Below are 11,015 nucleotides of genomic sequence, written 5' to 3' on the forward strand. Positions count from 1 at the left end.
CGTTGCGTGGCTACTTTCGCATCCATTTCGGACGCGTGCCGCGCATCGTGTGCTTGTGGTGTTCAATCGCGTGTTTGACGTTCGGATAATAGGTTAATTGCCCGTCATCCATGACGGCGCCGCTGGTGCACATGCGCTGCAACAAATCCAGCGAATGGGAGACGATCACCGCGCCGCTGGTTTCCAGTCGGGCTTTCAGGATCGCTTCGCTTTTGCTGCGGAAAGCCGCATCGCCAACCGAGGTGACCTCGTCAATCAGGTATGTGTCGAACTGGATTGCCATCGAAAGACCAAAAGCCAGACGCGACCGCATCCCCGAAGAATATGTCCGTACCGGCAGTTGGAAATGCGCGCCCAGTTCTGAGAACTCCTTGACGAAATCGCACATCTCATCGGTGTCGACGCCGTAGATCCGCGCCACGAATTTGCAGTTCTGCGAGCCGGACAGATCGGGATGAAAGCTACCCGCAAAACCCACCGGCCAAGACACTGTTCCTGTCGACAGGATTTCGCCCTTGTCGGGGTCCATCGTGCCTGCGATCATCTTCAGAAGGCTAGATTTTCCTGCGCCGTTGCGGCCCAGAAGTCCGACGCATTCGCCTGTTGGAAAGGTGAAATTAATGTCGCGGGCGACATGTTTGGTAACACCGTTGACCGTGTAGTATTTGGAAAGGTTGCGAAGCTCGATCATCTCCGGCTCAACGCCTGTCGCGCACGCTGTAATAGATGAGAACGACGATCGCCCAGGTCAGGAACGCGAAAACCCCAGTCAACAACGTCAGCAGCCATCGCTGTGGGTAGCCGGAACTCTCTGCCAGAGTAGGGCGGGTATATGCGGCAAGATACCTGCTTTGGCGACGCGCTTCGGCCTGCGCCCCGTCGAATGCAGACAGTGCCGACACATAGGCCTTTTCGGCAAATTCACGGTCCACAACGAGGCGCTCGTATTCGCCCACCAATGTCGAATAGTCCTGCCCGCCGGTTGCATTGCCCGTGCCGACACCGAATTTCGTGCGCTCTTTTTCGATCAACTGTTCGATGACGGCGATGCGCCGCTCGCTTTGCTCGATGCGCGGGTCGGCGGCGCGGGTCGTTTCGCGCAGCAGGTTCATCTCGATGATGGCTTCGGCAAGCTGTGCTTCCAGTGAATTAAGCAGTCCCATCTGCCCCTGAATATCGGCAGAGGGATCGACGATCTGTGTTTCAGAGCGGAACCGTGTCAGCGCCTGTCGTGCAACTTTCAACCGTTCCTCGGCTTTCACCAGTTCTTCTTCTGCATAGCCGGTGGCGTCGTCGCGGGCGATCGCGGAGAGTTGGTTGATCATCGCAGACGATTCCTGAAAGATTTCCGTTGCAATATCCTGTGCGTCCTGCGGCTCGAATGCGTGGACACGCAGTTCGATCAGACCGGTGCCACTGTCGTAGAAAATCCGCACCATGCGTCGCCAGTAAGCCACCAGATCCTCGATTGACCCGGCCTCGTCATAGGCGAATATCGGGTCGAAATCGGGTTTCGAATAGATTGCGCGCAAATCAAGCCTTTCATCAAGGCGCTTGACGAGGTCCTGACTCTGGATGAATTCATACAGGATGTCGGTATCAGACGAGCTGGTGCCGGATAGGCTGTTCAATCCGCTCAGCAAGTCGAGGGAGGAATTCAATTCTTCTGATCGAACGGAAAATCCGACCGTCGAGGTATATTGGTCCTCTGCAATCACGAAAAGATAATAGGCGGCGACAATCAGCGGCGCGACCACGATCACCAAGAATGCCGCTAACAGCCCGAAATGACGTGGTTTCACGTCTGCGGCGGTAACAGCTTGCGGGATTGTTCGGTCTGATGAAGCCTTAGGCTGGGGGGCGGGTTTGGCCTCGTCTGCCGGTTGCTGGCTTTTGGCGTTGTCGCTGTGTGCCGCATCCGCCGCCGGATTCGTCGCGGCCTGCGCGGGGGCTGCCGGAGCTTCGCCACTATTGGCCTGTTGTGCATTGGCATTGACGCGTTGCCTCGCTGCAGCGCGCTGCTTCGCCGCTGCCCGCTGCTTCGGAGTAAGGCGCGGTTGATCGGGTTGCGCGGATGTCTGAGGTTGTGTCGGCTTTTCGGCGGCCTGCGACGGACGCGTCTGCGTCACAGCTTCCTTGGCTGCCGAAGCGCTCGCTTTCGGCTTTGATGGGGTGTCGCCCTTGGATGCTGCGGAAGATGGTGGCGTCTTGGAAATGGTCAACTCGCTCGATACTGGTTGCCCGTGGCCGGGGTGGTAGGGATGGTTTACACCTTCACACGCCGGGTGCAATACGGCAAACCTTAACATGTCCGCAGCTGGGCAGGAAAGACCGGCAATGCCGGGGAGGGAGTTCGAAAGCGATGTCAAGCAAGCTACTGGCGCGAAAGACCCGGAGGTTCCCTGGATTGCGGGCAATCTTTGCGCTGTTGCTGCGCGAGATGTCCACAACCTACGGCAAATCACCCGGCGGGTATCTCTGGGCGATCGCAGAGCCGATCGCTGCGGTTACCCTTCTTTCAATCGTGTTCTCCTTTGCGTTCCGCAAGCCACCTCTCGGAAATGATTTTGCGCTGTTTTACGGCACGGGCTTCATACCATTTATGCTCTACAACGATGTTACCCGGAAAATCGGGGTGTCGATCCGGTTTTCCAAACAGCTTTTGGCTTATCCCAGCGTGACATTCGTTGATGCGGTCCTGAGCCGGTTCATCCTCAACTATCTGACGCAAGCCATGGTCGCTCTGCTGTTCATGTCCGGGCTTATCGTGGCGCTTGGTGTGAACGCGATTCTGGATTGGGGTGCGATTGCGCAGGCCATGGGAATGGCCGCGGCAATCGCATTGGGATTGGGCATGCTGAATTGTTTCCTGATCCACATGTTCCCGGTCTGGGACCAGATCTGGGGCATCATCAACCGTCCTGCGTTCATCCTGTCAGGTGTTCTGTTCGTGGTCGACGAGATCAGCGAACCGTACCGGACGATCCTGCTGTTTAACCCGATTGCGCATATCATCATGGAATTTCGGGCTGGGTTCTTCGTAACCTATGATGCGGTCTTTGTATCGCCGGCCTACGTTTACATGATTTCGGCAATATGCCTGTTTTTCGGGCTGTTGCTGTTGTCGCGTTACAATCGCTATATACTGAATGAGGCGCCATGACGCCGTAGCTTCACATTCCCATTTGCAGGGGGGTGTCCGGATTGGTAAGGGATCGTGAAGCCGCATCCAGGACCGTCAATGTCATTTTTTTCGAAGTTTACCGCCCAACGTATCGCCCGTTTTGCGCGCCTTTTTCTCCTGAAGCCCAGCGAGCAGCGCTACCTGGCCGAGGCTTCAAAAAGCGGTCTCTTTGACCCAATCTACTATCGCGGGGCCTATCCGCACATCCACCCGCTCTATCATAGGCTGCCGCTGCGCCATTATATCGTATACGGCGAGAGAATGGGCTTTCGACCGAACCCCGATTTTTCACCCTCCGCCTATCTGCGTTACAATCCCGATGTGGCGGCGATTGGCGTTCCGGCCTTCGAGCATTGGGTCAGAGGTGGGCACAAGGAAACCCGTGTCCACAAGGAACTGCCAGAGGTGGTGGAAGTCCCGCAGACAAAAATGCCGGTTTTGCGCGGTCACGATACGGGCGGAACCGCGCCCTATGCCATCGTCATTCACATTTATTACCCCGACCTGTGGGAGGAGTTCCGCGAGACGCTCGAACAGGTAAAGATCGATCACGATCTTTACATCACAATCACCTATCGCGGTGACGAAACTGACGACTTGGCCAGCAAGATCAAAAAACAGTTTCCAAACGCGCTGGTGGCGTCAATGCCCAACCGTGGCCGTGACATTCTGCCATTCGTGCATCTGGTGAATTCCGGCATGCTGGACAGCTACAAAGCTGTTGCCAAGTTTCACACCAAGAAATCCCCGCACCGCGCGGATGGCGACAAATGGCGCCGCCATCTGATTGAGGGGATTCTGCCAAAACAGGGCCTGCAAGAGAAGCTTGATGCTTTCGTTGCGGATGACAGTGCTGGTTTCTGGGTCGCTGATGGTCAGCACTTCACTGGCGAGGAATGGTGGGGTTCGAACTTTGAGACGACGCGCAGCCTGATGCGGCGGATCGAGGTTCCCGTTGATCATGGCAAGCTGTCGTTTCCCGCCGGTTCAATCTACTGGGTCAAACCCTTGCTGCTGGGCATGATCAAAGGCCTGAAGCTTAATGAAAATACCTTTGAACCGGAACAGGTTCAGGTTGACGGCACACTGGCCCATTCGATCGAGCGCGCATTGGGCTTTTTATGTGCCGCCACCGGGCAAAAGGTGGTGCAGGCCAGCCAGATTGACCCGAAGGCGCAGGTCAAGCGACCCGAACCGCCGGAATATGTCAGTGCCTTTTACCTGCCGCAATTCCATCCGATTCCGGAAAACGATGCATGGTGGGGCAAGGGCTTTACCGAATGGCGGTCCACCGTATCGGCCGAGTCGCTGTTTCCGGGACATCTGCAACCAATGCTGCCCTCTGATCTGGGATATTACGATCTGCGCGCGACCGAAGTGATGGGCGAACAGGCAGAGTTGGCCCGAGACGCGGGCATCGACGCGTTTTGCGTCTACCATTACTGGTTTGACGGCAAGCGGGTGCTGGAGGCGCCTCTCAACAAGCTTCTGGAACAGCCAGAGATCGACTTTCCTTTCTACCTATGCTGGGCAAATGAAAGCTGGCGTCGCAATTGGGATGGGTTGTCGGGAACCGTACTTCTGGAACAAACCTATGCCAAGGGTTTTGAGAAGCAACTGGTTGAGGACAGCCTGCCCTATATGCGTGATCCACGCTACCAACGCCCCGATGGCACCCGGCCCAGGTTTGTCATCTACCGTCCCGAAGATATGCCAGACCCGGCTGCAAGCGTCGCCGCGATGCGCGACGCGTGGCGCGAGGCGGGTATCGGCGAGGTCGAGTTGGGGGCTGTCTGTTTCCACATTTCCGGCGAAAATCAGGTCGCGGACGATCTGTTCGACTTCTGGATCGAGATGGCCCCGCATGGCATGGTCTCGGGAAGTGATTACCTGTTCGGCGGTCCCGACGGCAATAAGCTGGGCTTTGAGCCTGCCGAAGGATTCGAGGGCTTGATCTACGACTATAACGCGGTGGCAAACAATTCGACCACGCCAGCCTATTACAAGAAGTTGCCGAAAAACACGATCTGCGGCGCGATGCCAAGCTGGGACAATACCGCCCGGCGCGGGCGCATGGCCCACATCGCGTATGGCGCGAACCCCGGCTCTTTCAACCGCTGGCTGCCCCAACTTCTGGAAAAGCGTGTGCCGCAATCCTACCGGAAAGAGCTGTTCCTGAATGCCTGGAACGAGTGGGCAGAAAAGGCCGTTCTGGAACCCAGTCAGACCTTCGGGACCCTGTATCTGGACGTTTTGAAACGTCATATCGGGAAGTAGAGGGCTTGTAGCTTCGTTCTGCAAAGCGACAAGCGTAATCGCAGGACGGTCCGGCCGACATGTCGTCAGGCCAACCGCCCCATCGCCAGCCAGACATCATCCGTGTCGTGGCGTTCGATCTTGATTGTTTTCCCGTGCCAGAGCAGCTCGACATTCCGCCTATCCAGTCGGGTCAGCGTTTCGGCCGGGACAGTACGCAACACGGTCAGGATCGGCGTACCGGTCAGCTTTGCCACAACTTCCAGAACGGTCCACGCCCGCAAAGCTGACCCTGGGGACAGCTTCGGCAAGGCGCGAGCGATCACGTCGGGCAGCGGGTCCCCGCGCGGTTCTGCGTCAATCGCAACCGCGTTGCCTGCGTCGGTGTCAGAGACGAAAACCAGCCGGGTTCCGCAGGGCAGATAGGTGGCTGGGCCGGGGGTGGCGGCCGCAACGATGCGCCCGCCCGAGACTTTCAGAGATAGATCAGCTGGTGATCCCGCCATCGACGAACACCACCTGACCCTGCATGTTGGTCGTTCCAGAAATCACCATATCAACGACCTTGAAGATGTTCTCGTCATTGGACAGCGATCCCGACGGCGTCCGACGCTTGATCGTGTTCAACTGTTCGGGGCGCAGGACCGACGACATCTCGGATTCGAAGAAACCGGGGGCCACGCAGTTGATGAAGATGCCCGCCTCGCCCACTTCACGCGCCAGCGCGCGGGTCATCGCGTCCAGATAGCCCTTGGAGCCGGCATAAACCGACAGGCCCGCATAACCGCGCGAGCCACAGATCGACGAGATGTTGCAGATATTGCCGCCGCCCTGAAGCATCATGCGCTTGATCGCCGCGCGGATCAGAATGGTCGGGCCGACGATGTTGATGTTCACGATTTGCTGGATGGTGTCCAGATCCGTGTGCATCAGCAATTGGTCCTGACCAATCGCCGCATTGTTGACGATGCTGTCCAGCCGCCCGCCGAACTTGTCGCAAACCTCGGCCACGAAGCCGTTGACCTTGTCGGCATCCACGGCATCGACCGAAGCAAAATGAAAACTGTCACCGTACTCCTTGTCCAGGGCGTCCATTTCCGGTGTACGCGTCCGGGCAAAGGTCGCGACCTTGTTGCCGTTCTTCAGAAGCTGGCTGACCAGATGCAGGCCCAGCCCGCGAGAGCCGCCGCTGACGATGATGTTCTGTCCGTTGGTATGCATGTTCTCGTTCCTTGGTTCAGCTTTTCAGACTTGCGCGCATGGGGATGCTGTCAAGAAACTCCCACATGCGCGGCACGGCATATTCGGCCAGCCCTTTGCTACAATATTCAGTCAGATCGCGCTCGGCGGTCGTTTTGTCTGCCTCTTTCGTCAGCACCACTTTCGCCACCGGCAGGTTGCCCATCAGCGGCGCACGGCGGGCGGTGACCTGCGACCAGACCACATTCGGGTGCGCGTTGAGATAGGATTCAATATCCGGCGGAAAGGCTTTCTGGCCGCCCACGTTTATCATGGTGTTGCCAGCGCGCCCGCAAAACAGAAACCGGTCGTCACGGCGTTCGACGATGTCGCCGGTATCGACCCAACCGGAGGCGTCGGCCTTGTTGGAATAGGGCGAGCGGATATACAGCCGATCCTCTTCCACCTTCACGCCGATGGCGCGGGCGGGATCGGTCAACTTGACGTCGAACCCGGCTTTGCCATCCGTCACGACAATCGCTGCCCCAGCCTCGGAGCTGGCATAGATGTGGCGGATCGTGGCATTCGGGAAAATTCCGTTCAGCTCGTCCAGAATGGCTTGGTCGACAATCTCGCCGCCCATCGAAATGGACGTCAGAGGGGCCGATTGTATCAGGTCGAAGTCGATATTCATCAGCGCATGGCGCCAGAATGTCGGGGTAGAGGAGATCGCGGTGATCTGCCCGGTGCGCAGCGCGGCCTCAAAGCTGGCGGCAAGGTCGTTGAAATCACCGCAAACCAAGTTCTGGCCAGGCTTGAACAGCCCAAGTGCCACCATCTGAAACCACGCGTAGCTGCCGATCTGGTAGGGCAGGAACCAAGTGTTTGCGGGTAGTTCAGCCACCCGGTCGAAGGTGTTGAGCGTATCCCAGCTATGCGGGATCAGTTTCAGTAACCCGGTGGTGCCGGAGGTCAACACCGTGACGCGACCCGGCTCCAGCGTGTCGCCCGCGTGTTGTGTATCGCCCATGTCAGCGACCGCCGCCCAATCGAACAGGACCACGCCGTTCTCGGCAAAGCGTCCCGCCACCTCGGGCGAGACGCGGTGGCGTTCCACCACGCCGTAATCCAAGCCATGCGTCAGCCCGTAGATGATCGCGCCGAATGCTTCTTGCATCGTGTCGACCACGAACACCACGCGCTGCCCGTCGAACCGGTCAGGTGCACCGATCCGGGCATCGGCATTTTTCAGCAGGGCGGTCCAGTTGGACTGACCATCTGGAAAGATGATCGTGTTGTTATGGGCGACGTCGGGCATGGTTCAGGCCGTGGCCTTCTCGAAGAAATCCAGCACGTCCTTGACCGTGTCGATGTTGCGCATAGCCGCGGCATCGAAGGTCAGTTCGCGGCCCAGCTTGGTTTCGATCCGCAGGGCAACTTCGGAAAAGTCGAGACTGCGGAAATTGGCGTCGCGGGTGGCAACGGTTTCATCTGTGATTGGCGCGCGTCCCTTGTTGGTCATCACAAGGTTCATCGTGTCGAGGATTTCCTGGCGTTCCATTTACTCAGTCCTTTGGAGTGGTTTGCTTACATGGCCGCCAGCAGGGCGGCCTCGATTTCGGTGCCAAGCGCCTTGATCCGGTCCTGTGCATGGTCCGGATAAGCGTCGGCGAAATGCTTGTGCCACGGATGGCGTGTGCGGGTGGCCATATGCATGGCAAAGTTCACCGGCCCCTCGATCCCGTTGCGGCCAAGGATCTGGCCTTCGGGGATCTCGCCCTCGGCCAGAGCGCCGGCCGCAATCAGGCAGCCTCGCCCAATCTGCGTGCCGGGCATACATTGCGCGTTCACACAGACGGTGACCATGTCGCCAATCGTGACGGGGTCATGGATATGGCTAGGCGGGAGCGGGTCGTTCATCGTGGTGGTCAACGAAAACAACCACACGAAATCGCCGATTTGCGTGCCCTTGCCAACATGGGCGTAGCCGTGCAACCGGGTAAAATCGCCGATCTTGCAGGTGCCTTCGATGTCCGAGAAATTGCCCACCCGCAGGTTCTCGCCGATCTGGCTTTTCTCGCGGATGACGATGTGGTGGCCGGTTTCCAGCTTCGGCCCAATGGTCGAGCCTTCGTAGAGCACGGAATGTGACCGTACCGTTGCCCCGGCGCCAAGGCGCAGCGGGCCGTTTTCGTCCGGTCCGGGATGGCCGAGGATGCAGAAATCACCAATCGTGCAATCATCGCCAATCTCGGCATTGGCGTAGACACGGACACCTGCACCGAAGCGCACATTCGCGCCGATGCTGGCCTTGGGATCAATCATTGCATCCATATTTTCTTCGTCCTCAGAAGCGTCTCTTGCGACGGTTTGTCCGGGCCACCCATTACCGCAGGGCCGGTCCTTTGACAAATCCCGTTTCACTGCATGTTAATTGCGGTCCCAGACTTCGAGCAGCAGCTGTTGAAACTGTGTGGAGTAATTGTCCACGTCAAAAAATGGCATTTTGCCGTCGTAGTTGCTCAGCCGGTCGCCAATTGCGGCGCGCGTTTCCGGTGAGCGCCCCAGATCAGAGGCGATGCGGATGAAATCATCATCATCCTTCGCCACCAATTCATTCAGCCCGACAGATCCGACGAGGAACTGGTCAATGGACCGGGACGACACACGTTTGGTCACCACCACGGGTTTGGCCTTGTCCAGCGCCAGTGTCACGGTCGTCGCCCCGCCATGCGGCCAGGTGGTCAGATAGACATCGCAGATCTGCACAAGGTTGCGGGCCTCTGCCAGCGTCAGTTCGTTGGTGATGACGATATCTTCGAGGCTGAAATCTTCTTCTGCGGCCACGCGCCGCAGACGTTCCCAGAAGATGTTGGAATGCAGATTGCCGGACCAGCCAGAGTTGAACGGTGCCAGCACCAGCTTGCCATTTGGCACCTGCGCCACGGCGCGCATATAGGTGCGCAGACAGGGCGCGCGCAGACGGTCGACGGAGCTGCCATTGTAGAACATCACATCGTCGTCGCGCAGCCCGATGGTCGCACGGTCCAGCACGGTGCGCGTCTCTTTCCCAAGACCGAACGGGTAGCAGATCGACGTCGGGTCCAGAAAGATCGGCGGCTCCATGATGTCGGAATAGGCGATTTCGTCGGATGTATCAGGGCAGCTGGAGGTCAGAAAATGATCAAACGCGCCTACAGAAGTTGGCAACGGGTTCACCGTGTTGGAAGAAATCTGGATCGGTGCCACCCGGTGCGAGATCAGCAGATCCGCTGTTCCAACCCCAAAATGCGTGGAGTTGGCGAGGATGAAAATGTCCAACTCGTCGTCGCGAAGCTTGTACACGATATGCGCCGTGCCTTGAACATAGCGCAGCAGGCGGCGTCCGGACAGCACTTTGTCGAAGGCTTCGTCAAACGCCTTGTCGGCTTTCACGACGCGGTCGAAATGATCGATCGTGTAGGCGTAAATCTCGAACCGATCAGTATCGAAATCACGAAATAGCGCGTAAAGCGACTCGCTGTCCGGGCCTTTCTTCAATGTCCGCGCCAAAAATCCGACACGGATTTTGCGAGTGGGATCATTGGCACGGGCCGGGGGCTGATAGGGCGGGATTTTGCGAAGTGTGGGATCAAGCCTTCGGATCAGGTCGATCATTTTCTTGCGCTTTTCAAGAAGTGGCGGCGCATCGATTTCGGCCACATAGTATTCGCCCAGATTAATTTTCTGCACAAGATCCAGAAGACTTTTCTGGATTGGCGCGATTTGCGGGTCTTCAAGCAGGTCGCAAATCCAGTCGATCAGGTCCGGGGTGAATTTGCCATATTGGACTTCGTCCTCTTCGGTCAGCAGAACCGGACGGTTGAGCAGGATGCCGAGGTAAAATCCCAGTTCATAACGCGGCATTTTTGCGATCTGCGCAGGCGAGAGCAACGGCAATTCATGCGGCGAAAGATACATCGTCAGCACTGCGATGTCCCGGAATACAGTCACGCCCTCGGCTGTGGTCAACGATTTCAGGCAGGTGTCAATCAACGCTTTGTCGGCTTCGTCCCGTTCCAGAACCGGATAGCCCAGCCAGATCCGGAAATGCGGTTGCGCCATGAAAACCGTTCGGCAAATCGTCTCGCTGTCCGGCGGCTCGTCTTTTGGGTGATCCCCCTTGCCGTTGTTCGACGTAGCGGGGCTGAGATAGTCGAACAACATGCGTGCGACGTTGCTGCGCGATTTCCGGATGGCAGTAATTTGCGACGTCCCAACGGCATGCGCGACGATGCCGAATGTCGACAGGGCGGTCTGATAAAGTTGCAGGTCCTCAATCAGTCGGCTGTTGAGGCAATCAATCAGCTTTGCTCTTATCGGCATCGGAAGCGCCTCCGCTGGTAAACACACAGAA

General features: G+C 57.8%; 10 protein-coding genes. 2 read left to right on the forward strand and 8 right to left on the reverse strand.

Annotated features, from left to right (window positions below; all coding sequences use genetic code 11):
* Positions 1 to 10: 10 nt before the first annotated feature.
* Together ACN0WV_RS03750 and ACN0WV_RS03755 are read right to left on the reverse strand one after the other, a co-directional pair.
* Positions 11 to 691 carry an ABC transporter ATP-binding protein gene (locus ACN0WV_RS03750; RefSeq protein ID WP_084350597.1) on the reverse strand — a complete coding sequence of 227 codons (681 nt, stop codon included), beginning with the start codon at positions 689 to 691 and terminating at the stop codon, positions 11 to 13.
* Positions 692 to 698: 7 nt separating this feature from the next.
* On the reverse strand, positions 699 to 1,829 hold the full coding sequence (locus ACN0WV_RS03755) for a KpsE/RkpR family capsule polysaccharide export protein (protein ID WP_417604119.1): 1,131 nt from the start codon (positions 1,827 to 1,829) through the stop codon (positions 699 to 701).
* 533 nt (positions 1,830 to 2,362) lie between these two features.
* Between ACN0WV_RS03755 and ACN0WV_RS03760 the strand changes: the two genes are divergently transcribed.
* On the forward strand, positions 2,363 to 3,163 hold the full coding sequence (locus ACN0WV_RS03760) for an ABC transporter permease (protein ID WP_084350595.1): 801 nt from the start codon (positions 2,363 to 2,365) through the stop codon (positions 3,161 to 3,163).
* Between the two features lie 78 nt (positions 3,164 to 3,241).
* Positions 3,242 to 5,461, forward strand: coding sequence for a glycoside hydrolase family 99-like domain-containing protein (locus ACN0WV_RS03765; protein WP_417603910.1), 2,220 nt, complete (start codon positions 3,242 to 3,244; stop codon positions 5,459 to 5,461).
* Between the two features lie 65 nt (positions 5,462 to 5,526).
* Here ACN0WV_RS03765 and ACN0WV_RS03770 read toward each other — a convergent pair whose 3' ends face one another.
* From ACN0WV_RS03770 to ACN0WV_RS03795, 6 genes are all read right to left on the reverse strand, one after another.
* Positions 5,527 to 5,946, reverse strand: coding sequence for a hypothetical protein (locus ACN0WV_RS03770; RefSeq protein ID WP_417603911.1), 420 nt, complete (start codon positions 5,944 to 5,946; stop codon positions 5,527 to 5,529).
* Complete coding sequence (locus ACN0WV_RS03775; RefSeq protein ID WP_084350589.1) at positions 5,927 to 6,661, reverse strand: SDR family NAD(P)-dependent oxidoreductase; 735 nt, start codon at positions 6,659 to 6,661, stop codon at positions 5,927 to 5,929. Before ACN0WV_RS03775 ends, ACN0WV_RS03770 begins: the two co-directional genes overlap by 20 nt.
* 16 nt (positions 6,662 to 6,677) lie before the next feature.
* Positions 6,678 to 7,937, reverse strand: a complete 1,260-nt coding sequence (locus ACN0WV_RS03780; RefSeq protein WP_417603912.1) for an AMP-binding protein — start codon at positions 7,935 to 7,937, stop codon at positions 6,678 to 6,680.
* A gap of 3 nt (positions 7,938 to 7,940) precedes the next feature.
* Entirely contained in the window at positions 7,941 to 8,180 is a 240-nt protein-coding gene (locus ACN0WV_RS03785; protein ID WP_417603913.1) for a hypothetical protein, read from the reverse strand.
* Positions 8,181 to 8,206: 26 nt separating this feature from the next.
* Entirely contained in the window at positions 8,207 to 8,953 is a 747-nt protein-coding gene (locus tag ACN0WV_RS03790; RefSeq protein ID WP_417603914.1) for a hypothetical protein, read from the reverse strand.
* Between the two features lie 96 nt (positions 8,954 to 9,049).
* Positions 9,050 to 10,984 (reverse strand): O-linked N-acetylglucosamine transferase family protein, encoded by a 1,935-nt coding sequence (locus tag ACN0WV_RS03795; protein ID WP_417603915.1) that lies wholly within the window; start codon positions 10,982 to 10,984, stop codon positions 9,050 to 9,052.
* Positions 10,985 to 11,015: the final 31 nt, after the last annotated feature.

Source organism: Primorskyibacter flagellatus (assembly GCF_048268605.1).
GTDB lineage: Bacteria > Pseudomonadota > Alphaproteobacteria > Rhodobacterales > Rhodobacteraceae > Primorskyibacter > Primorskyibacter flagellatus.

Coding starts and splice junctions, on each gene's coding strand:
- ACN0WV_RS03780 (WP_417603912.1), bottom strand. CDS start 7,937: ATGCCCGACGTCGCCCATAACAACACGATCATCTTTCCAGATGGTCAG.
- ACN0WV_RS03765 (WP_417603910.1), top strand. CDS start 3,242: ATGTCATTTTTTTCGAAGTTTACCGCCCAACGTATCGCCCGTTTTGCG.
- ACN0WV_RS03775 (WP_084350589.1), bottom strand. CDS start 6,661: ATGCATACCAACGGACAGAACATCATCGTCAGCGGCGGCTCTCGCGGG.
- ACN0WV_RS03785 (WP_417603913.1), bottom strand. CDS start 8,180: ATGGAACGCCAGGAAATCCTCGACACGATGAACCTTGTGATGACCAAC.
- ACN0WV_RS03795 (WP_417603915.1), bottom strand. CDS start 10,984: ATGCCGATAAGAGCAAAGCTGATTGATTGCCTCAACAGCCGACTGATT.
- ACN0WV_RS03760 (WP_084350595.1), top strand. CDS start 2,363: ATGTCAAGCAAGCTACTGGCGCGAAAGACCCGGAGGTTCCCTGGATTG.
- ACN0WV_RS03770 (WP_417603911.1), bottom strand. CDS start 5,946: ATGGCGGGATCACCAGCTGATCTATCTCTGAAAGTCTCGGGCGGGCGC.
- ACN0WV_RS03790 (WP_417603914.1), bottom strand. CDS start 8,953: ATGGATGCAATGATTGATCCCAAGGCCAGCATCGGCGCGAATGTGCGC.
- ACN0WV_RS03750 (WP_084350597.1), bottom strand. CDS start 691: ATGATCGAGCTTCGCAACCTTTCCAAATACTACACGGTCAACGGTGTT.